Source organism: Kibdelosporangium philippinense, assembly GCF_021390435.2.
Lineage (GTDB): Bacteria > Actinomycetota > Actinomycetes > Mycobacteriales > Pseudonocardiaceae > Kibdelosporangium > Kibdelosporangium philippinense.
This window is the reverse complement of sequence record NZ_JAJVCN010000001.1, coordinates 2,923,347-2,944,884: the sequence shown is the minus strand read 5'-3', so window position 1 is coordinate 2,944,884 and position 21,538 is coordinate 2,923,347. Positions and strand designations below refer to the sequence as shown.

Sequence of the window (21,538 nt, the reverse complement as noted above, 5' to 3'; positions counted from 1 at the left end):
TTGTGGGGTCCCGGCGTGCGTACCGCAGCGACTTGTCCGATGCTCGCTGGGCGTTGATCGAGCCAACGCTGACGGCGTGGCGTGCTGCCCGGCGTGGGCCGGGAACCGTGATGCGCGTGCATGACTTGCGGGAGATCGTGAACGCGATCCTGTACGTGTGCCGGACCGGGATCGCCTGGGAGTATCTGCCGCACGACTTCCCGCCCTGCAAGACGGTTTATGACTACTACGCCAAGTGGGAAGCCGATGGCACAACGGAAACGCTGCATGACCTGTTGCGTGACCAAGTCCGCGTCGCGAAAGGCCGCGCTGCTGCCCCGACGGCGGCGATCATCGACTCGCAGAGCGTGAAAACCTCCTGCAATGTCAGCGAATCCAGTCAGGGTATCGACGCGGGCAAGAAGATCAAGGGCCGCAAACGGCACATCGCCACCGATGTGCTCGGCCTGCTGCTGGCGGTAATCGTGACCGCGGCGTCGGTGCAGGATTCCGCTGGCGGGCAACAGGTTCTCGATCATCTCGCCGCTGCGCATCCGACCGTGTCGGCGGCATGGGTGGACGGCGGCTACAACAACACAGTCATCCGTCATGGAGCCCAGCGGGGTATCCGGGTTGAGGTCGTCAAACGCCCTTCTGCCAAGGGATTCCACGTGTTGCCCCGGCGGTGGGTAGTGGAGCGCAGTCTGGGCTGGCTGATGCAACACCGCCGACTCGCGCGCGACTACGAAGCCCTGCCCCAGCGGTCGCGCACGATGGTCCACTGGGCGATGACTAACATAATGAGCCGCACCCTGACCGGGGAATCCACCCAAACCTGGCGAAACGATCCACCCAAAGCAGACATTCTTGCCTAACTAAGATCAGATGCCCTCTTAGATCTGGCGGGGCCGCGGCGTCGCTGGCGATCCGACGCGCGACGCCCTGGACATCGGTGCGCTGCATCGACAGGACAGACTGCGCGTGCACGACCGCGTCCCGTGTCGCGATCAGGGCCCTCAACCGCCCATCGTCAGCGGGCGCCGGGCCACTGTGCAGCCCCTCGACGAGCCACAGGATCCTGGCCGTGGACGCGTCGATCACCGCGCCCAGCACTGGATCCTGGGCCGTGCCGAACAGCCTGTCGTGCCGCCACAAGCCAAGGACACCCGCGAGCACAACGCCCAAGACTTCCACTTCGCTCGCGTCCTGCACCCGCTTGGCCAGGGTGCTGATCACGTCACCGGACAACGTGGTGATCCCGCATAGCGCCGCGTCGAACAGGATCCCGGTCAGATCGGCTATCGACGCCTTCGGGATCCGGCGCTCCAGCGCGCCACCGGCTGCTTCGGCGAGCGTGCCGCCGTACTGCGCGGCCTCGATCAATGCCCCCACTCGTTCTTCGCATGGAGTCAATCGCCAGCGCTCGTCCAGCACTGGGTCCGCGCCCGACAAGGGACCTGCTAGCCGTCGAAACCCCGGAACTTGGAGCACACGCAGGCGGTGCAATACGCGGCTGCGGACCATCCCATCCGGATCCGTGAGCGCGAGCCTGACCTCGCCCTTGCCATCGAGTTCTAACGTCCGCAACTCCTCAAGCACCGCCGTGACCAGCGGCGGCGCAGGCGTCTCCGGGTGCAGTGTGCCGACCCGTTCGCCGCTCAGCGCCGCTACCATCTGCACCAACGCGGGATGTGCGCCAGGCAGGAGCGGCCCGCGGCGCGTCCACGGCGGCGGCTGTGACAAATCTTCCGCCACGAGCGCGCTGACCAAACCGTCGAGGACGTCTGTGCGGGCCGGATACACGTGGCCACGCAGCCTCGCGAGCCCGGTCGCCAGGGTTCGCGCTGCGATCAAGTCCGCAGTGGACACCGGCTGCTTGAGGCCTCGCAAACGTTCCACAACGGACTCCACGAGCCCGTCAGCCGCTTTGGCCAGGCCATCCGTCCAGACCCTGTGGTAGTACTCGGGCGACGGCATCCCTGACTGGTAGCCAGTGAACGCGTCCAGCCGCTGGTGTGAGTACGGCACCAGATAGCTCATCCCGGAAGACCGTGGAACCTCCGGCCAATCCACTCCTCCAGACGTAGTCAACGACTTCAGCGCGGGCGTGTGGAAACCGCCGGTGACCACGACGACCGGGCGGTCGCCCGCGTCGTGCGCGGCCGCGCGGATCCAGCGGGCCATGTACTCTTCGCGTTCCGCGTCGCCTTCGTCCGCCGACGCTGCACCGCGCACAAGGTCGAAGTACTGGGCGAGCCGCTCCGCGATGTCGTCCGGGTCCGCCTCGAACATCTGGTCCCACAACGTATCCACGTTGTCGGCGGCGAACTCACGACACAGCCGTTCGGTCACCTCGGCATAACGCAGCTCGGCGTCGGCGTAGCGGTTGCTGCGCCACGCGAACGCCGGGTGCCACGCGGGCAGGTCGATGAACCGGACGTCCGCACCGCACGCGCGGCCGACCGTCAACGCCACCCATTCCGGGGAGTAGTCGCAGAACGGCGTCCAGGACGCGTGGCCGTCGTCGTAGCTGAAGATCGCGATCGGCAGCTCGTGGCCGAGCAGGAGCTCGTCCAGCCGGTCGTTGACGTCCGCCGGTCCCTCGATCAGCACGTAGGCGGGGTTCAGCCGCTCGATGGTCTCGGCGACCAGCCGTGCGCACGCGGGACTGTGGTGGCGGACGCCGATGAACGTCGTGTTCATCCTGGCAGCAGGTGCCGGGCCTGGTGCAGCGCCTGCCATTGCTCGCCTTTTCGGCGGGCGGCGTGTTGCTCGAGGTAACGACGCAACCGGGCCAGGTCTTCGGCGTTGTCCTTCGCCGCTGTGCCCGCGAGGCACTCGACCACGTCCGCCGGATTGCCCTCCTCGCCGCGCAGAAACCAGCCACGTAACCCAACCGCGTGCGCGACCGACACTGCCTCGGCGGTGCTCATGACCGTGGACATCCTGCCGCTGTCGTTGCCGTCCCGCAGGTCGCGGAACGTCTGGACCAAGACTTCCAGGACGTCACGGCGTGGCGGCAGCTCGACACCGGAATGGGCCAGCAGTTTGCTCGCTTCCTGCTCGACCAGGCTCAGTTCGGTTTGGAAGTCCGGGATCGGGAACACCGTCTCGAAATTGAACCGTCTCTTGAGCGCGGCGCTCATCTCGTTCACGCCACGGTCACGCGTGTTGGCGGTGGCGATCACGTTGAACCCGGCCGTTGCGAACACCATGCTGTCCGGCCCGGTCAGCTCCGGAATCGCCAGAACCCGTTCGGACAGCAGAGAAAGCATCGAGTCCTGGACTTCGAGGGGACACCGGGTGATCTCCTCGAACCGGACGATTTTGCCCTCGGCCATGCCCCGCAACATCGGCGCGGGCACCAGCGAGCGGGTCGATGGGCCTTCCGACACGAGCAACGCGTAGTTCCACGAGTACTTGATCTGGCCCTCGGTTGTGGCCGCGCCGCCCTGGATCGTCAGCGTGGATTCGCCGCTGACGGCGGCCGCGATGAGCTCCGACAGCAAGGATTTGGCCGTGCCGGGCTCGCCGACGAGCATCAGGCCCCGGCTCGTCGCCAGCGTGACCAATGCTCTGTCCACAAGGGATGGATCGCCGACGAACTTGCGGCTGATGTCCTTGTCGCCGATGATGAACCGGCGGGCCGCCTGCAGGCTCATCGCCCAGCCCGGTGGGCGCGGGCCGTTGTCATCCGCGCGCAGCCTGGCCAGCTCATCGGCGTACCGGACCTCCGCGGGCGGCCGCTGAAGGGAGTTGTTGTCGCTCAACGAAATGCTCTCAGTCAATGAGGGAAGCCAGCTCGGACAGGATTTCAGAGACCGTGACCTGGTCAAGGTCGGGCACGTTCGTCGCCGTGGACGACCAGTACTCGTAACCCGTTCCGCTTGGCGAGTACGTGAGACCAGCGAGTTTCTGCTCCGGGTACTCATTGACCGCGCCGGCCGCGATGCCAGGTTCGAGGCCCACGGCGATCGCTCCGCCGGATGGCAGCGGACGCAGGATCCAGCATTCCACTCCCGCGTCCTGCGGCTGGCCGCGTTCCCAGCCACGTTTGGTCAGGCCGAGCAGCTTGCCCACCGGGACCACCGCGCCGGTGTACTGAGCCAAAGCCGCAGGCAGCGAGTCGACGTTGGCTACCGGCCTGCCCAGTTGCGGGAACGGCTGCAGGATCTCGTAATCCGCGAACACCTCGCCCCAAGCCGCCAGCGTCTCCGCATCAAGCAACACCGGATGGGCCAGGCGGACCTCCGCATCCCCCGGCAGCAGGAAGATGTCATCCTCGGCGTTGGCCAGCGTGCGGTCCTCAGCCAGACGGAACGAATGGCCCGCGTCGGTCATCCACACCAGCCTTCGCACTATGTGCCATAGCAAGGGATGCCCCGCGAGTAAGTCGTGGAACTCGGTCGCGGTCCATGTGCGCTGGTTGACCAGGGCCGTTTCCAGGCGGTGGATCTGGTCGGAGGCGACCGTCCGCACGTCCTTCTTGAGCGCGGCGTATCGCTTGTACTCGGCCTTCGAGAGCTCTTGGTCGTCTTTGGCTCCCGGCTTCGGCAAGTCCTTGCGCCGCTTGCCATCCGCGTCGACCACGTAGGGCTTGAGCTGCTCATCGAAACCGACAGTGAATGTCCGGGTGCCGTAGTCGATCGTTAGCGACGTGGCCTCGTCCAGCCCGAGCCGCGGCACGAGACGATCGGCCAACTGATCGCGACTGAGCCCCAGCTGCGCCGCGATGGCCGCCACCTTCTCCCGCGCACGGGCCTTCAAAGCCTTGAACTTCACCTTCTCCGCGATGCCATTGAGGTGCGCCAACGCCACCTCGCTGCCGATCTCAGCGAGCACGTCGAGCCCGGTAACAGCACGCTGATGCTGACTCTCCCCCGGCCATCGCCGGATGAGGGGCGACAGGGTGCGGACGGTGTCGTCGTCACCGAACCACCCGAGCGCGTGGAGCGCCCAGCTGTCTTTCGACGGTGAGTCGGCCTGCAGCCATAGCTCGAAGACGCTCCACGCGAACGAGGAAAGCGCGGATGGATCGCACATGTCCCGCACGATCGGAAGGCCCGCGTACACATCGCCAGGTTTGGACAGGGCCATCGTCATGAGCAGATGGCCGACCGCGTCCGGTGGCAACGCGTGCTGGCCGTCGCGCATCCGGACCTGCGGCATCATCTTCGGATCGGCCCACGCACCCAACTTCGGCAGCTTGGCGGGCAGTACTTCGATCAGGTCCACCTCGACCAACGTGCGGATGCCGTCCTGGGCCTGCGTTCCAAACTCGCTGGCAGCGGCCACGAGGTCGTGGCCCTGTGTGGCGATGAACCGCAGGGCTGCTTCGGCGTTCTTCCTTGCGTCACCAGCAGCACCCAGCGCGGCCGGGATCAGCATCCGAGCCGCTGTCACGCCATGACGGATAAGCCAATCCATCGCCACTCTGCGGACACTTTTGCGATTGCAGAACCGGTCCGCCATCACCTCGGCGACCTCGATCGATGCGTACGGCAGCAACAACTCGATGCTCGACAGCGTGCCGGTTGGCGCGATCCGCATCATCGCGGGCAGCGCGTCAAGGCCATACTTCGCTACGATCACCTTGCCCCATTCGTCCACGGAGTAGGACGGCGGCGACCACCCAGCGAGCAGCGGGCGGATCATCTCCTCGGGCCCGCGCGCGAAGAACGTGGACGGGTTGTATGTCCTGCTGTTGGATTGCTTACCTTGACGGTAAACCTCCAGGTTCTTTGGCCAGTCGTCGTCACACCAGCTGTCCCAATAGCCGCGCACAGCGGCCCACTGCTCGCGCTCGCCGGGCGCCCACGAGATCACCGGCTCTGGCGCGTCGAGTCCGGTGACAACGACCTGCTTCACCTGCTTGGTTGGCCGCTTCCATGGCGGGTCGACGAGCAACGGCGGCAACAAGTCGGCGGGCGCGACAGGCACCGACTCCGCCCGTAGATCGAGTGTGTCCGCGATCGCCCGCACCTTTTCGGGCAACTCGAGATCGGGGTTGGCTCTCAGGTGCTGCTCAAGCAACCCGCGGATGCGGATGTCGTCGTTGGCTCTCGCCGCCAACAGGCGAGCAGCACGCTGTGGGAACGCCCTCATCGCGGTGACCAGCGCCGACTGGACCTTGTCCTGCGCCAACCGATCGAGCATGGCCGTGAACGCCTCGTCGGTTGGTATGGCAGCCAGGATGGCCAACGACCGCTTGCGCATGTCGATGTCGTTGTACCCGTCCAACTCCTCCGCGAGCCTCGGCACGATCGCGGTGCCAACAGCGTCCAGGACGGTGTAGACGAGGTCCGCGTGGTACCCGATCGCGTGTGTCCGAGGAAGGATCGCGAGGTCTTCCGGCGTGCTGACGCTGTACGCCAACAGCCACCACAGTTCGAGATCGACCGTCTCTTGTAGAGCCTCGCTCACCCAGTCAGATCGGGTTGGCATGAGGTACGCCCGTATCACGTTCGCGCTCGTAAACCCGCCAAGCGAATCCAGCTTGGCCTCGGCGGCCGCGTACTCGGCTTCGCTCGCGGCAGCGAGCGCCCTCCTGAGGAGCTTAGTACCTACCGTTACCTCTCTGTGGTTGCGCCGTGAGTACGTAGTCGACTGCGGCTCTACCCAAACCGCAGCCGAACCGCGATTGCTTTTCGCACCCATCGAGAAATAGTCGACAGATACCTGCACCTTAGGACAGGACAGCGCCGCCTCAGCGGCGAAAACAACGCCATGCTCGGCGATCCAGTGATGAACGAGCGGGGTCACGTTCTCCATCCGGGTGGCCGAGGCGGTCATCCGGACCACCGCCGCACCGATCGCCATCGGCTCGCCCGCGAGATAGGCTCGTCCCGCGTCGGCCAACGTCTTGTCTGAACGTGGCTCGTCGAAGACCTCATCAAGTCCGGTGCGCAGCGACTCCAGTAACGCTGCCCCCTTGGCGATCTCCTGGTTGTCCGGTTGGAACGCGGGTGTCCCTCGATCGCGGCGTGGGTACGTGTGACGTCTCCACGCTGCTGGCATCTCGAACGTGTTCTCGTCCATGTCGCTCTCAGTCGTTCAGGGAAGCTAGTTCGGACAGGACTTCCGAGACCGTGACAGCGTCAAGTTCGGGCGTCGCAGGTTTGTTCTTCGGTGGCGACCAGTAGTCGTAGCCGTCAACGTTCGCTGAGAAGGACAATCCGCGGAGTGTCTGCTCCGGGTACTCGTTGACGCCCCCTACAACGATGCCCGGCTCCAGGCCCGCGACGATCGCGCCACCGGTTGGCAGCGGACGGGTGATCCAGCCTTCGACGCCCCCGTCCTGTGGGTCGCCGCGGACCCAGCCTCGCTTGGTCAGGCCAAGCAGTTTGCCCACCGGCACCACCATGTCGCTGTACTTGTACAGTGCCGCGTCGAACGTGGTGGCCTCGTCTACCTTCTGCACCGGCCTGCCCAGTTGTGTGAATGGCTGCAGGATCTCGTAGTCCGCGAATATTTCGCCCCACGCGGCCAGTGTGTCCTCGTCGAGCAGCACCGGGTGGGCCAGACGGACCACCGCATCCTCCGGCAGCACGAAGGTGTCGTCCTCGGCGTTGGCGAGTGTGCGATCCTCGGCGAGGCGGAACGTCTTGCCCGCGTCGGTGCTCCACACTAGCCTTCGGACTATGTGCCACAGCAAGGGATGGCCAGCCAATAAGTCGTGGAACTCGGCTGCTGTCCATGTTCGCTGGTTGACCAGGGCCGTTTCCAGGCGGTGGATCTGGTCAGCCGCGACCGTCCGCACGTCCTTCTTCAACGTGGCGTATCGCTTGTATTCGGCCGTCGCGAGTTCCTGGTCGTCTTTGGCTCCCGGCTTCGGCAAGTCCTTGCGGCGCTTGCCATCCGCGTCGACCACGTACGGCTTGAGCTGCTCATCGAAACCGACGGTGAATGTCCGGGTGCCGTAGTCGATCGTTAGCGGTGTGACCTCATCCAGCCCGAGCCGCGGCACGAGACGATCGGCCAACTGATCGCGGCTCAACCCCAACTGGGCCGCGATCGCGGCGACCTTCTCCTGCGCACGAGCCTTCAAAGCCTTGAACTTCACTTTCTCCGCGATGCCATTGAGGTGCGCCAACGCCACCTCGCTGCCGATCTCAGCGAGCACGTCGAGCCCGGCGACAGCGCGCTGATGCTGACTCTCCCCTGGCCACTGACGGATCAGTGGCGACAACGCGCGCACAGTGTCGTCGTTGCCGAACCACCCAAGGGCGTTGAGCGCCCAGCTGTCCTTGGATGGCGCGCCCGCTTGCACCCACAGCTCGAACAGGCTCCACGCGAAGGACGCCAACGACTGCCGATCACAGGCGTCTCGCGCGATGGGCAGACCCGCGTACACCGCATCAGGCTTGGAAAGGACGGCCGTCATCAGCAGGTGGCTGACGGCTTCGGTCGGCAACGCGTGCTGCCCGTCGCGCAGCCGGATCTGTGGCAGGACATGAGGATCGGCCCACGTGCCCGGTGATGGCATCTTCGCGGGCAATATCTCGGTCTCGTCCACGTCAACCAGCGCTTGGATGCCTTCACGGGCCTTTTCGCCGTACTCCCCCGCGATGGCAACAAGATCGTGGCCTTGCGTGCCGAGGTAGCGCAGGGCCGCCTCGGCGTTCTGACGAGCGCTCCCGGGTTTGCCGAGTGCGGCCGGGATCAGCATCCGGACCGCTGCGCCGCCGTGCCGGGCGAACCAGTCCATCGTGAACTTACGGCCAGACTTCAAACGAACGAACCGGCCAGCCATCAGCACCGCGATTTCGGCCGACACGATCGGCGACAGCAACTCGATGCTCGACGGCGTTGCCACCGGCGCGATCCGCATCATGGCTGGCAGCGCGTCAAGGCCGTACTTCGCGACGACGACCTTTCCCCACTCTTCGACCCAGTGGTCGTGCTCGGGCTTCCACTCGGCCAGCAACGGCCGGATCATCTCTTCCGGCCCGCGCGCGAAGAACCCCGACTGGTGGTATCTGTCGTGGCGGTCGCGTTTGCCTGTGCGGTAGAGCTCCAGATTCTTCGGCCAGTTGTCGTCGCACCAGTTGTCCCAGTAGCCGTGCACGGCCGCCCACTGCTCCTGCTCGCCCGGTGCCCAGGAGATCGCGGGTTCGGGTGCTTCGAGTCCGGTCACGACCACCGCTTTGGCCTTCTTACGCGGTCGGGTCCATGGTGGATCGACCAGCAGCGGCGGGAGCATGTCCGCAGGCGCGTCCGGCAACGTGTCCGCGCCGATGTCCAGTGCGTCCGCGACTGCTCGCACTTCCCCGGGCAGCTCAAGGTCTGGGTTGCCTTTCAGGTGCGCCTGGAACAACGTTCGCGCCTGCGGGTCTTCGCCTGCCCTGGCGGCCAGCAGTCGGGCCGCGCGGTGCGGGAACGTCTTCATGGCCGAGTGCAGCGCTGCTTGGACTTTGGGCTGATCAAGGCGATCGAGCAGGATCGTGAACGCCTCGTCGGTCGGCAACACCGCGAGGATAGCCAGCGCGCGCTTGCGCAGTTCGGCGTACTGGTACTGGTCGAGCTCGGTCGCGAGTCTTGGCGCGATCGCGGTTCCGACAGCGTCGAGGACGGAGTAGGCGGCCGATTTGTTGAAGCCGATCGCATGCGACCCGGGCAGCATGGCCAGATCTTCAGGCGTCCCGACCGAGCATGCCATGTGCAGCCACAGCTGGTGAGCCGTGTTTCCGCTGAGCGCCTCGCGGACCCAGTCGGACCGCGTCGGCATGATGAACGCCCGCAACCCATCCGCCACCCCGGGCCCGCCGAGTGGTTCAAGCGCGGCTTCGGCAGCGGCGTACTCGGCGTCGCTCGCGGCAGCCAGGGCCCGCCGGACCTCATCGACGCCGATCATGACCCAATGGTCTTGCCGCGAGATGCCGGTCGTCTGCGGGACCACCCAGTTCGCGCGCCATTCGTTGTTCTGCCAATGTCTTTGTGCCATCGGCTCAACGCACATGTGTACCTTCGCGCAGCTGGCCGCGGCGGCAGCGGCGAACGCGACACCGTGCTCGGCAATCCAGTAATGAACCAGGGTGCTCACGTCGTCTTGGTCGACGTTGTCCGCTGTCGCGGCCATCCGGACCACCGCCGCACCGATCGGCGTCGGTTCGCCTTTCAGGTACGTGCGGCCCGCGTCGGCCAGCGTCTGATCGGAACGTGGATAGCCGAAGGTGCGCTCAAGGCTTGTGCGCAGCTTGTCCAGCAACGCCGCCCCTGTCGCGATCGCCTGCTTGTCCGGCCGGTATTCAGATGTTCCGCGATCGCGGCGTGGGTACGCGTAGCGCTTCCACGCCGCGGGCATAACAAACATGTCCTCGTCCATGTGACCTTACCTTCTTCCTGTGTCGATCGGGGCTGGTCGTAGGGTTCCGACGACCCAGGGGTGCTGGGTATGGCTTCCATGCGTCCGCCGTGGATGGCCCAGGGGGATTGGCCGCCCAGCACCCCACGACGACCCGACCGCTAATTGGGATGCGCGAACAAATCGCTGTGTAAGGACACGACGGCGTGGTCGTTTGCTGGGACCATGAACCTGACGAACAGGAAGGTGACGCTCGTGCCCGGAGTATGGGCAGGCATCGATGCCGGCAAGACCCATCACCACTGCGTGGTGATCGACGCCGCCGGCAAGCGGCTGTTGTCGCGGCGGGTGGCCAACGACGAGGCTCCGCTGCTGGAGTTGGTCGGCGAGGTCACCGCGCTGGCAGACGAGTTGGATGGAGAGCTGACCTGGGCGGTCGATCTCAACTCCGGCGGGGCGGCGTTGCTGATCGCCTTGCTGGTCAACCACGACCAGCGGTTGCTTTACATCCCCGGGCGCACCGTCCACTACGCGGCCGGCATGTACCGCGGAGACGGCAAAACCGACGCCAAGGACGCCGCCGTGATCGCCGACCAGGCCCGGATGCGCCACGATCTGCACGTCGTGCACACCGGCGACCCGGTCAGCGTCGAACTGCGGATCCTGACCAGCCGCCGGGCCGATCTGGTCGCCGACCGCACCCGCACCATCAACCGGCTGCGCGCGCAACTGCTGGACTACTTCCCGGCCCTGGAACGCGCCTTCGACTACAGCACCTCCAAAGCCGCCCTGGTGCTGCTGACCGCCTACCAAACCCCTGCGGCATTGCGACGAATCGGTGCCAACCGCTTGGAAACCTGGCTGCGCAACCGAAAAGTCCGCAACCCCAGCACCGTCGCCCAGACCGCGCTGAACGCCGCCAACGCGCAACACACCACCATCACCGGACAAGACCTGGCCGCCGCGATGGTCGCGCGGCTGGCGAAGGGGGTGATGACTCTCGACGAGGAGATCAGCGAGATCGACACCTTGATCGAGAGCCGGTTTCGCCAGCACAAACACGCCGACGTGATCCTCAGCCTGCCCGGCTTCGGCATCCAGCTCGCCGCCGAGTTCCTCGCCTACACCGGCGGCGACATGACCGCTTTCGGCAGTCCCAACCGGCTGGCCGGCGTCGCCGGACTCGCACCAGTACCCCGCGATTCCGGCCGGGTCAACGGCAACCTGCACCGCCCCCGCCGCTACAGCAGACGCCTGCTGCGCGTGTTCTACCTTTCCGCCATGGTCAGCATCCGCTGTTGCCCCGCCTCGCGGACCTACTACGACCGCAAACGAGCCGAAGGCAAACGACACACCCAGGCCGTCCTCGCCCTGGCACGCCGCCGGCTGAACGTCTTGTGGGCACTGCTGCGCGACGGCACCACCTACCAAGCAACCCCCGCCGCAACGGCAGCGTGACCCCCTCACCACCGCAGCTCCCAACTACTTGACAACTTCATTGGGAATCCCCCTCAGTCGATGCGATGTTGCGGTGCACCGTACGGCAGGGGTCCGACAATCCCGGATGGCCTGGCCTGCCCATGCGGTTCCTGTCCGGTTCTGCCAATTGTGGAAAGGTGGGGAATTTGCCAATATGGGAAGGCATTGTCACTCGTCAACCCCTGCAGGCGAGGTGTCCTTCCATGCGTATTGGGATGTTACTGTCCATCGCGTTGACCGCGTCGCTGACAATTGGCGGAGTTAGTTCGTATGCCAGCCAAACTAAGTTGTCCGAAGGCGAGTTGAAGTCGCTTCAACAACGGCCACTCGTCGCTGCGGCCGAAGTGTTACGGGCCGAAGCGGTCAAGCACTCCGGCTTCGGTGGAATCACACTGGCCGACCATCACGTCAACCTGTGGTGGAAGGGCGACGTACCCCCTGCCATCAGCGGCATCGTCCGGCGCACACCGGTGCGGGTCGGCACGGCCGCGCATTCTCAGCTCGAGTTGACCGCGGCGGCGAAAAAGCTCGAAGCGTGGCGTAAGGCGCATCCCGAATCCGGGATTTATGGCGTGAAAAATCCAGGTGACGGCAGCGGACTGGTCCTCGCAGCCTACCCGGGAGCCGTCACCAGCTTGACCGCGATCCAATCCGATGTGCCGATCAGGATCAGCCACGAAGAACCAATGAAGACAACCTCTCGAAAGGATGACACACCGCCATGGAAAGGCGGCGCGGGAACGTGGAACCAAACCGCGGGAACGGTCTGCACATCCGGTTTCGGCGTCCGGAACAACGCGGGCGCGCGGTTCGTGCTTTCGGCCGAACACTGCGGCCAATCGGGGCATCGGATCGCCGATCGCGCGGGCCAGTTCATCGGCAACGTGGGTGCCACGCGCGACGACCACGACATCTCGCTGATCCCTACATCCAGTTCCACCAACCGGATGTACGTCGGCGACGGCAACAGCAACACGACTGTCACCGTGGTCAACTGGGGCCACGTGTTCGTCGGCCAGTTGCTCTGCCAGTCCGGCCTGACCAGTGCCGAGCAGGTCGGCGGCCCGGTGTGCAACCTGAAGGTGATCTTCTTCTGGCAGGACGCCGAAGACCTCGTCGAAGCCGAGCAGACCCAAGGCCAGCCCGCGGCGCGCGGCGGTGACAGCGGCGGCTCGGTCTACTCGAACACCTCCGGCGGCGTGATCGCCAATGGCACGGTCACGCGTACAGCCGGTGCGCGCCTTGGCTTCCAGGACTTCGCCACGGCCAACCGAGACTTCGGGATCATCATCTAGCCAAGGTGGGCGCAGGGTACTCAGCCCTGCGCCCGCTTTGCCTTCACTCGGCGGTAGCGCGCGGCGCGGGAATTTCGGTGTTCCGGAACGGTGGACACGGTGTTCCGCGACGGTGGACACGGCTTTAGGTTTGGGTTTTTCTCTTGGCTTTGACCCGGCGGTAGCTCCAGGCCAGTAGGACGAGCAGCACGATGCCCGAGAGGATCAGGCCTGAGCCGGTGCTCCAGCCGCTCAGTGGCAGGCTGTCGACCAATCCCCAGACGATGCCTGCCGCGATCAGGGCCAAGCCCGCGAGCACCGACCACACGATTCGGAACGGTGTCGCGACACTGTCTTCCGCGGCTTTCATCGCTCGGTCGCGGACCGGGTCGATGTACTTCCCCAGCGCGGGAAACTCCGATGCGAGGACCAGCAGACCGGCGAGCACGAGCAGCAGTCCCGGTCCTGGCAGGACGAGCATCGCGGCTCCGATGATCAGGAGTGCCGCGCCGATGATCGTGAGCGTCACGCGTTTCACCCCATGATTGTCGTCCGCGGCACGGGCATCCGCATCACGGAATTCAGGAATGTGAACCGACCCGCTGGCCGGGAACATTGCCCGATCACATTCCACCGGGGTAGCGTTTTTCAATTGACGCAACGAAGCGTGGAGGTCCGCCGTGCCCCCTGCACTACGCTCCTTCGTTCTGACAATGGCCGCGATAATCGCCATGGTCATTCCGGTACCGAGCGCGTCCGCAGCGACCATCGATACCGTGACAACGCAATCCATCTACGGTTGTCTGCGTACGAACGGCGCCGCCGTTTACGATTCGACCGTCAATCAAACCTTCGTTACCTATTCGGGGACGAATCACGACATCTACATCAAGGCCTACAACCACGCCAGCTCGTCGTGGTCGGCAGCCGTCAAGGTCGCCACGCTCAACCTGACGCACTCCAACGCCTACCACGACTACCCTGTCCTGCGACAACTCTCCGACGGGCGGCTGGCGATCTTCCAGGCGACGCATACCTCGAGCATGCAGATGTACACGTCGCCCTCGCCACGATCGATCACCGGAACGTGGGCGAACCGCCGGATCAGCACCGACAGGAACACATATCCCGAACCCATCGTCATCGGGTCGACAATTTACGTCTTCTACAGCCAGAACACCGATCTTTCCTGGCCGTACCGGATCTATCGGGTGATCAAGTCGACGAACTCCGGTCAAACGTGGAGCGCGCCGCAGACCATCATCGATTCCGGCAAGAGTGCCGATAAATTCGCCGAGGTGTACGCGTTCGGCGTGTACGAACGGGACGGCCGGATCTACATAACATGGTCACAGCACGGCGGCCCGAAAGGCCATAACGGCGGCGGTAAGAACATCTATGTCGCCTACTTCAACACCGCCGACTCGACCATGCGCACGGTCGGCGGGACCAACCTCGGCGCGGGCATCACCGGCGGCGAACTCAACCAGGCATCGGTCGTGACCACAAACCCGAACGACCTGCCAGCAGACAAGACGCTGCCTGAAGAAAACCCTGTCGCAGTACCGATGCAGGACGGCACGGTTGTGCTCGGTTATGGCGTGCACACGGCCAACAGCAGGCGGATCGTCCTCGCCCGATGGGCTGGCAGTTCGTGGACCAGCACCACGATCGACACCACAACTTCGCTGTTCAAAGACATCGTGACCAGCGGTGATGCCGTCGAGTTCGTCTACGCGACGGCCGACAGCCGCAGGCTGATCGCCAAACGCTGGAACCCGTCAGCGGGCCAAACACCGGTCTTCGACGTCACCGTGCCGTTCAGCGGCGGTGCGGACACGGTGTTCTACGCCAACTTCGTGGAAAAGCGCGGCGGAATCAGCGTCATCGCCAGCACGATCCACTACGCGACCCGCAAGGATGTCCACACTGGACGGTGGCCGATCTTCGCGATCAGCAACTAGCCACGTACATCCACTGCCCGTCCTCGCGGGAGAACGAGCTGTTCTCGTGCATACGGTCGGCGCGGCCGTTCGCCTGGTAGTGGGCGTTGAACTCGACCGTGCCGACCTTGTGGAACGGGCTGCCACCGGTCGTGCCGACGATCTCCAGCCGCGTCCAGCGCAGGCCGGGGTCGAAATCGAGCGTCTTCGGGCGCGTCGTCGAATGCCACGTCCGGAGCAAGTAGTCCTTGTCGCCGACGGCGTAGGCGCTGTAACGCGAGCGCATCAGCAACTCCGCCGTGGTGGCGGCTGCTTCCGCACGATGGAACACGCCGCAGCAGTCGGCGTACGGCTTGCCAAGACCACAAGGACACGAAGCTGGCACCCGACAATGCTACTAGTACGAATGGCGGTTGTTGTCGCGCAGGGCCACGGGCATTCTGGAACGTTCCGCATGGGGCGGACCCGGTCGGCTGACCGGCATCCACCGAGCGGAGGCGACCGTGCCGGACGAGGACAGATACCTCGCGCACCTCTGTGGACTGGCCGACAACCCGAATCTGCCAGGGCATCTGCTTGACAAGCTGGTCGCGGTGACCAGCGGCGAACTCGACACCGGGCCGGACCTGTTCGGTGCACCCACACTGGACATGTCGGACCTGGCCGACGCCCCGGTGATCGAAACCGTGGCAGAGACCATGGCCCGCAGGACAGACTTGCCGGAGGCGACGTACGAACAACTGGTCACCGACGACCGGCTATGGGTGCGGTTGTACCTCTCCCGTAACCCTGCGGTCCCGGAGCATCTGTTGTGGACGCTGGCGAACGACCGTGCCGTACGGCCCGAGCTCGCGTGGAATCCGACGGTCCCGCTCAAGCTGCTGTCCGACATCGCGGTGTCGGTCAAGTTGCCGCACGTTCTGCTGCCGCGCATCGCCTCCGCGAACCGTGCCGAGCTACGGCTCCTCGCATCGTCACGCGCATGGCAGATACGCGCCCTGGTCGCGCCGCACACGGGGTTGCCTCGTGACGTGATCTCCCGGCTCGTCGCCGATCCGGAGCCACGGGTGGTTCACGCGCTCGTCGCCGCCAAGAACCCGCACTGCTCCCCCGCGCTCCTGCACGACCTGGTGCAGCGCGCGGGGTCTACCAGTCCTCAGGTCGCCCAGCACCCGAACACAGAAGCGGACACGCTCATGCTGTGCCTGCGAACGCAGCCCGCACGCAGGCACGCGGCCCGGCACCCGAACCTGCCGTCCGAGGTGATCACGGACCTGCTGGACGATCCGGATCTTCTGGTGGCCGAAGCGGCGGCGGCGAATCCGGCGCTGCCAACGAAAATCATGGAGGCCGTACTCGCCGAGGCCCACTAGTCTTCCCGCTCATGAACCGGGTCGACCGCGCCATCGGCGCCATCGTTGGAACAGCGGTAGGTGACGCACTTGGCGCGCCGTTCGAGTTCCTGGCGGCCGGAACATTCTCAGCGACTGGCACGGACGAGATGAACGGCGGTGGAAGCTGGGAACCCGGCGAAGCCACCGACGACACGCAGATGGCCGTGCACGTAGGTGAATCGCTGCTCGAACGCGGCGGACTCGACCTGCCGGACATCTTCGACCGCTTCCAGCGCTGGTGCGCCGCCGACCCGATGGACGTCGGTATCCAGACCGAGGACGTGCTTACCAACGGACACCCGTGGGACAAGGCCGCGCAGGTCCACTTCGAGTTCACCATGCGCGCGGCAGGCAACGGCTGCCTGATGCGAGCGGTGACGTCAGCGGTGTACTTCGCGCACCGGGAGTCCACAATGGATGCCGCACGCAAGATCGCGGCGTTGACGCACGGCGACCCGGCTGCATGGGAGGGCACGGCGATCTTCCACGACCTGATCCGGGTCGCGTTGGATGGCGGCGATCCGCTCGATGCCATCCCGGATGCGTTGGCAGCGACCGAACCCGCGTACCGCGAGAAGTACGCGACGGTTCTGAGCCCGGACTGGCATCCCCGCATGGCGACCGAGTCCAACGGCGCCATCTGGCCGTGCCTTGGCTCGGCCGTCTGGGTACTGCGGCATACGTCGACGTTCGAGGATGCCATTCGGACCGCGGTCGATCTCGGCCACGACACCGACACGGTCGGCGCGGTGACCGGTGGCTTGGCTGGTGCCGTGTACGGCATCGGCGCGATTCCTGACCGTTGGACAACGAAACTGCACGTTCCTTTGCCGGGAGCGGGTGACCGGGTCCTGCGGCTGCCTGAACTCGTCGACCTCGCAGAGCGCTTGAACTCCTAAGAACGCCAAGCGATTCGGCATTTCCATGGCAGGCTAGGAAGTTCCGAGGCTGGGAGCTCAATGGGGACGCCATCCACACATGCCGTAGTCAGGTACAACTTGGCTACCTCGTACGGATATCCTTCGTCCACAGTGATCTCCCAGCCCAACGGATCTCGGCGCAGCCGTTGCGCGTCCAGGGATGTTCGAGGGTCGGACAGCAGCACCGACCACAGTTCGTCGTCGGTCATCTGCGGGATCCGGTCGAGCACGTCGTCCAGCACCAAAGCAACCAGGCCACGCATAACGCCATTGGCCACGGCGTCCTCCCACGAACACAGGTACTGCGCCTCACCGATCGCCAGTTCGCCCAAATACTTCGCCGTCGCCAAATCGGTGTGCACAGCTCCCGAGGAAACCCACAGGCGCCGAAGGGTTTCCGGCGGGGACTCCGTCAGACGCCCATGCGCACGCCCGCTTCGCAGGAAGGACTCCAAGTGGTCCAACTTCAGGCCACGTTCCCCGCGCAACACCGAAGGCCGCGATCCGGACTCGATAGCCAGCACCTCATCCACAGACATCCCGTGCGAAGCCAACAACGGTCCCAAGCTCTGCATCCGTTGCTCCCCAAGGCGATGGTGATGCAGCCCAGCCAACCCTTCGAGAGTATGACTGAAGGGCAGATGCCCGATGTCGTGCAGCAGCGCGGAAACCCTTGCCGCCCAGTCGGTAGGAGCGAAGTGCGCGGCCAGGGCGAACAGCCCGAGACTGTGCTCGAGGCGAGTGTACGTCTGGTGTGTCGTCAGCGCTGACGCTCCACCGTGCGCGATGAATTGCAGTCGCCGCAGTTCCCAGGTTCGCAGCAGGTGTTGCTCGAGCGGCGTCAGCCGAACTTCCAGTTCCCACATCGGGTCTCGGTAGCGTCCGCCGCGGCCGAGGATGCCTCCGACGGCCATCCATACCTCCTGTCCGAAAAGTCCGTACGCTCGATAGTGTGATCGACTTCCAGAAGAACTCCGTTTTCAAGCTCACGCCTGTCCGCAACGAGAATGTCGCACGGGACGTCGCTCCGCTGATCATCCCGGGCGAACAGATTGTGTTCTGCTTCAAGACGGTCCGTGACTTCGTCGTGTTCACCACCAAGCGGTTGATCGCGGTCAACGTGCAGGGCGTCACGGGTAAGAAGAAGGACTTCACGTCCCTTCCGTACCGCAAGATCCAGGCGTTCTCCATCGAGACCGCTGGCACGTTCGACCTCGATGCCGAGCTTGACCTGTGGTTCAGCGGGCTTGGCAACGTCCGGCTCGAGTTCCGCGGCGGCGCGGACGTCCGGCAGATCTCGCACCTGATCGCGACTGAGGCGTTATAGGGAATAGTCACCGATTCTTACTTGTTGACGACAGCCATGGAGCTTGGCATCTACAGTTTCGGCGACCGCACACCTGACCCGACCACCGGCGAGCAGGTTTCGGTGGCCGACACGCTCGCACAGACCATCGAGCGGATCAAACTCGCCGACGAACTCGGTCTGTCCTTCTACGGCCTCGGCGAGCACCACCTGGAGAACTTCGCCATCTCCAATCCAGGCACGGTTCTGGCGGCGGCCGCGAGCGTCACCGAGAACATCACGCTCTCCAGCGCGGTGACCGTGCTGAGCACCGAGGACCCGGTCCGGGTCTACCAGCAGTTCACCACGCTCGACCAACTCAGCCGCGGGCGTGCCGAACTGCTCGCTGGACGTGGTTCGTTCACCGAGTCGTTCCCCCTCTTCGGCGCCAAGCTCGAGGACTACGACGAACTGTTCGAGGAGAAGCTGGCCCTGCTGCTGCACCTCGACCGCCAAGACCCGATCACGTGGTCCGGCAAGTTCCGTGAGCCACTGGAGAACGTCCGCGTGCTGCCGAGGCCGTACAACCGCCGACTGCGGATCTCGATCGGCACGGGCGGCAATCCTGAATCGTCGATCCGCACCGGATTGCTGGGGCTTCCGGTGGTGTACGCGGTGATCGGCGGCCAGCCGGAGCGGTTCAAGCCACTGGTCGACCTGTATCGCCGGGCCGGTGAGGCGGGCGAGCACGCGCCGGAGGACCTGCACGTCACCATGGGCGGGGTCGGTTTGATCTCCAAGAACTCCCAAGATGCCAAGGAGACGTTCTTCCCGTACTGGATGGAAACCATGAAGTACGGCTCCAAGGCGCGCGGCTGGCCGTTGCCGACGCGGGCGCACTACGACGAGTACGCGAGGGACGCGAACTCGCTTCTGGTCGGCAGCCCGCAGGAGATCGCGGACCGGTTGATCACGGTCGGCAAGCTCGTCGGCGCGGACCGGTACGCCATGCAGATGGACTGGTCCGGCGTGCCACATCCGGTTGTGATGAATGCCATCGAGCTGCTCGGTACCGAGGTCCTTCCCCAGGTGAAGGCCGAGTTCAGCTGACTGAATCGGCTAAATGGTGTGGACCAGCGGGCATCGGTCCAGTAGGGATGATCGGGTGACTACTGCGAGCGTGATCCCATCCCCGCTCCGTTTCCGAACCCTCCTCCCGATGGCGACGGTGACCCTGTTCGTCGGCACCGCGATGTCGCTGACGATGCCGTTCATGGGGCTGTTCCTGACCAACGAGGTCAAGGCGAGCCCGGCCGCCCTCGGCAGCTTCATGTTCGTCTCGCCGGTGGCCGGGCTCATCGTCGGCACCCTGCTCGGCCGGCTGTCGGACGCACGCGCGGTCCGGCGAAACCTGTTGGTGATCGGAGCAATCTCCGGTGCCGCAGGGATGGCGCTGTTCATCGTCGTCCGTAACTACTGGATACTGCTCGGCACGTCCGTCACGTTGCTCGCGATCGCAGGGTCATTGCTCGCGCAGACATTCGCGTACGGACGGCAGTCGACGGAACGCACCAACGCCACGAAGGCACCGTTCGTTGTCAGCATCCTGCGCACGGTGCTGTCGCTGGCGTGGGTCGGCGGCCCGCCGTTGGCTGGCGTGATCGTCTCCGCGTACGGCTTCACCGGGCTGTTCGTCGCCTCAACCGTGTTCTACCTGATCGTGGCGGCGGTGACGATCCGTCTGCCTGAACTCGGCATGCAGGCTCAGGTCAAGAGCGAAGACGGCGAGGGCGGGCTGCTCAACCGGCAGGTGATCTTCGCGAGTATCGGTTTCGTGCTGCTGCAAGGGGCTTCCGGGCTCGGCGTGAGCGCGATGCCGCTGTACATCACCAACGTCCTGCACGGCAGCGCCGGTGACGCCGGGCTTGTCCTCGGCCTGTGCGCGGCGCTGGAGATCCCGCTGATCCTGTGGTTCGGCGCGCTGGCGGTCAAATACGACCAGCGCATGATCGTCATACTCGGCGGCTCGGTCGCGTTGGTGTACCAAGGCCTGATGGTGATGACCAGTGCCGTGTGGCAGATCCTGCTGCTGCAGGTCCTCAGTGCGATCGTGATCTCCGCGGTGATGGGTACCGGCATCACGTACTTCCAGTCGCTGGCACCGAATCGGCCCGGTTTCGCGACCACTTTGTACACCAACACGCTGACCGTCGGGATCATGCTCGCTGGGCCGCTGCTGGGTCTGGCGTCCGATATCGGCTACCGCTCGGCGTACCTGATGAGCCTGATCGTGTCCGCGCTCGGCATCGCCGCGCTGTTCCTCGGCCGCAAGCGAGGTGCGATAGCCCGGGCATGAGTCTCGGCGCGGGAGTACTGCACAGCGGCGAAAAGGTGCTCTGGACGGGCAAACCTGCCCGCCAGGCACCGATCGACTGGATCGACGGCGCCGCTTGCCTGTTCTTGCTCTACTGCCTCGGCTTCGCGATCGTCTTCCTTGGCACGGCCGCAGCGTCCTTCTCGTTGATCGCTTGCCTGCCAGTGGCGCTGTTCCTCGTCCGTAAGCGATCGATCGCAGTCACGTATGTGCTCACCAACCAACGGGTGCTCACCCGAAGCAGCAAGGGCGTCGAGGAGGTCGCACTGAGCCTCCTTGCCGCCCCGGTGGTTAATCAGCAACGCGCCAGTGGCGTGGGAACCGTGAGCTTCGGGCCGCCGAGCGCGGTGGCTCAGGCGGTGCTGTGGCGTTTCGGGGGCCCGGTGCGACGCACCGGCGGATGCAGCTGGTTCAGATCCCGGACGCCCGGAACATCGCTTCCTACATCGAAGCCGCGCGACGCGGTTGAATCGTTCCCCTTCGTCCGCAGTTGGACACAAGCCAGGCAATCGATCGCATTGGCTCTCGCGGCCATCGAATCGTTTCACTAAGGGGCGCTATGAGGGTGGATGGCTACTTTCTGCCAG

At 65.0% G+C, this 21,538-nt stretch carries 17 protein-coding genes; 10 read left to right on the top strand and 7 right to left on the bottom strand.

The window, feature by feature from the left end:
• The first annotated feature begins 2 nt into the window (after positions 1–2).
• Positions 3–854, top strand: coding sequence for an IS5 family transposase (locus LWC34_RS13480; protein WP_233722595.1), 852 nt, complete (start codon positions 3–5; stop codon positions 852–854).
• Here LWC34_RS13480 and LWC34_RS13475 read toward each other — a convergent pair.
• Genes LWC34_RS13475 through LWC34_RS13460 form a run of 4 tightly spaced genes read right to left on the bottom strand, consistent with a single transcriptional unit; the run spans position 772 to position 10,303 of the window.
• On the bottom strand, positions 772–2,682 hold the full coding sequence (locus tag LWC34_RS13475; RefSeq protein ID WP_233725390.1) for a DUF5682 family protein: 1,911 nt from the start codon (positions 2,680–2,682) through the stop codon (positions 772–774). The two genes, LWC34_RS13480 and LWC34_RS13475, sit on opposite strands and share 83 nt — an antisense overlap.
• Positions 2,679–3,767 (bottom strand): ATP-binding protein, encoded by a 1,089-nt coding sequence (locus tag LWC34_RS13470; protein ID WP_233725389.1) that lies wholly within the window; start codon positions 3,765–3,767, stop codon positions 2,679–2,681. The genes LWC34_RS13475 and LWC34_RS13470 overlap by 4 nt, the downstream gene beginning before the upstream one ends.
• Positions 3,760–7,017: a DUF4132 domain-containing protein gene (locus LWC34_RS13465; protein ID WP_233725388.1), complete on the bottom strand. Its 3,258-nt coding sequence runs from the start codon at positions 7,015–7,017 to the stop codon at positions 3,760–3,762. The genes LWC34_RS13470 and LWC34_RS13465 overlap by 8 nt, the downstream gene beginning before the upstream one ends.
• Positions 7,018–7,024: 7 nt before the next feature.
• Positions 7,025–10,303: a DUF4132 domain-containing protein gene (locus LWC34_RS13460; protein ID WP_233725387.1), complete on the bottom strand. Its 3,279-nt coding sequence runs from the start codon at positions 10,301–10,303 to the stop codon at positions 7,025–7,027.
• 204 nt (positions 10,304–10,507) lie between these two features.
• Between LWC34_RS13460 and LWC34_RS13455 the strand changes: the two genes are divergently transcribed.
• Complete coding sequence (locus LWC34_RS13455; RefSeq protein WP_233723301.1) at positions 10,508–11,740, top strand: IS110 family RNA-guided transposase; 1,233 nt, start codon at positions 10,508–10,510, stop codon at positions 11,738–11,740.
• A gap of 224 nt (positions 11,741–11,964) precedes the next feature.
• Positions 11,965–13,056, top strand: coding sequence for a chymotrypsin family serine protease (locus LWC34_RS13450; protein ID WP_233725386.1), 1,092 nt, complete (start codon positions 11,965–11,967; stop codon positions 13,054–13,056).
• Positions 13,057–13,180: 124 nt separating this feature from the next.
• Here the strand turns inward: LWC34_RS13450 and LWC34_RS13445 are convergent, their stop codons facing one another.
• Complete coding sequence (locus LWC34_RS13445; protein WP_372496484.1) at positions 13,181–13,573, bottom strand: PGPGW domain-containing protein; 393 nt, start codon at positions 13,571–13,573, stop codon at positions 13,181–13,183.
• A gap of 238 nt (positions 13,574–13,811) precedes the next feature.
• On the opposite strand from LWC34_RS13445, the gene LWC34_RS13440 reads away from it, so the two are divergent.
• On the top strand, positions 13,812–14,999 hold the full coding sequence (locus tag LWC34_RS13440) for a BNR-4 repeat-containing protein (RefSeq protein ID WP_233725385.1): 1,188 nt from the start codon (positions 13,812–13,814) through the stop codon (positions 14,997–14,999).
• Here LWC34_RS13440 and LWC34_RS13435 read toward each other — a convergent pair.
• The gene (locus tag LWC34_RS13435; RefSeq protein ID WP_233725384.1) at positions 14,989–15,363 is read right to left on the bottom strand and encodes a YchJ family protein; all 375 of its coding nucleotides are present in this window, start codon (positions 15,361–15,363) and stop codon (positions 14,989–14,991) included. The two genes, LWC34_RS13440 and LWC34_RS13435, sit on opposite strands and share 11 nt — an antisense overlap.
• A 28-nt stretch (positions 15,364–15,391) precedes the next feature.
• Here LWC34_RS13435 and LWC34_RS13430 point away from each other — a divergent pair, with 28 nt between their 5' ends.
• Together LWC34_RS13430 and LWC34_RS13425 are read left to right on the top strand one after the other, a co-directional pair.
• A complete protein-coding gene (locus LWC34_RS13430) occupies positions 15,392–16,351 on the top strand; it encodes a hypothetical protein (RefSeq protein ID WP_233725383.1) in 960 nt (319 codons plus the stop codon).
• Between the two features lie 11 nt (positions 16,352–16,362).
• Positions 16,363–17,271, top strand: a complete 909-nt coding sequence (locus tag LWC34_RS13425; RefSeq protein WP_233725382.1) for an ADP-ribosylglycohydrolase family protein — start codon at positions 16,363–16,365, stop codon at positions 17,269–17,271.
• On the opposite strand, the gene LWC34_RS13420 is transcribed toward LWC34_RS13425, so the two are convergent.
• Positions 17,268–18,206 carry an HD domain-containing protein gene (locus tag LWC34_RS13420; RefSeq protein ID WP_233725381.1) on the bottom strand — a complete coding sequence of 313 codons (939 nt, stop codon included), beginning with the start codon at positions 18,204–18,206 and terminating at the stop codon, positions 17,268–17,270. The genes LWC34_RS13425 and LWC34_RS13420 overlap by 4 nt on opposite strands.
• A gap of 38 nt (positions 18,207–18,244) precedes the next feature.
• Here LWC34_RS13420 and LWC34_RS13415 point away from each other — a divergent pair, with 38 nt between their 5' ends.
• The 4 genes from LWC34_RS13415 (at position 18,245) to LWC34_RS13400 (ending at position 21,502) form a co-directional block, all read left to right on the top strand.
• Entirely contained in the window at positions 18,245–18,619 is a 375-nt protein-coding gene (locus LWC34_RS13415) for a PH domain-containing protein (RefSeq protein ID WP_233725380.1), read from the top strand.
• Positions 18,620–18,655: 36 nt separating this feature from the next.
• A complete protein-coding gene (locus tag LWC34_RS13410; protein ID WP_233726431.1) occupies positions 18,656–19,687 on the top strand; it encodes an LLM class flavin-dependent oxidoreductase in 1,032 nt (343 codons plus the stop codon).
• A 109-nt stretch (positions 19,688–19,796) separates the two neighbouring features.
• Positions 19,797–20,933: a sugar efflux transporter gene (locus LWC34_RS13405; protein ID WP_233725379.1), complete on the top strand. Its 1,137-nt coding sequence runs from the start codon at positions 19,797–19,799 to the stop codon at positions 20,931–20,933.
• Positions 20,930–21,502: a hypothetical protein gene (locus tag LWC34_RS13400; RefSeq protein ID WP_233725378.1), complete on the top strand. Its 573-nt coding sequence runs from the start codon at positions 20,930–20,932 to the stop codon at positions 21,500–21,502. Before LWC34_RS13405 ends, LWC34_RS13400 begins: the two co-directional genes overlap by 4 nt.
• The last annotated feature ends 36 nt before the right edge of the window (positions 21,503–21,538 follow it).

Bases quoted from the DNA above. Each gene is read 5' to 3' on its own strand.
- LWC34_RS13475 (WP_233725390.1), bottom strand. From the start codon at position 2,682: ATGAACACGACGTTCATCGGCGTCCGCCACCACAGTCCCGCGTGCGCA.
- LWC34_RS13465 (WP_233725388.1), bottom strand. From the start codon at position 7,017: ATGGACGAGAACACGTTCGAGATGCCAGCAGCGTGGAGACGTCACACG.
- LWC34_RS13460 (WP_233725387.1), bottom strand. From the start codon at position 10,303: ATGGACGAGGACATGTTTGTTATGCCCGCGGCGTGGAAGCGCTACGCG.
- LWC34_RS13455 (WP_233723301.1), top strand. From the start codon at position 10,508: ATGAACCTGACGAACAGGAAGGTGACGCTCGTGCCCGGAGTATGGGCA.
- LWC34_RS13450 (WP_233725386.1), top strand. From the start codon at position 11,965: ATGCGTATTGGGATGTTACTGTCCATCGCGTTGACCGCGTCGCTGACA.
- LWC34_RS13425 (WP_233725382.1), top strand. From the start codon at position 16,363: ATGAACCGGGTCGACCGCGCCATCGGCGCCATCGTTGGAACAGCGGTA.
- LWC34_RS13420 (WP_233725381.1), bottom strand. From the start codon at position 18,206: ATGGCCGTCGGAGGCATCCTCGGCCGCGGCGGACGCTACCGAGACCCG.
- LWC34_RS13410 (WP_233726431.1), top strand. From the start codon at position 18,656: ATGGAGCTTGGCATCTACAGTTTCGGCGACCGCACACCTGACCCGACC.
- LWC34_RS13405 (WP_233725379.1), top strand. From the start codon at position 19,797: ATGGCGACGGTGACCCTGTTCGTCGGCACCGCGATGTCGCTGACGATG.
- LWC34_RS13400 (WP_233725378.1), top strand. From the start codon at position 20,930: ATGAGTCTCGGCGCGGGAGTACTGCACAGCGGCGAAAAGGTGCTCTGG.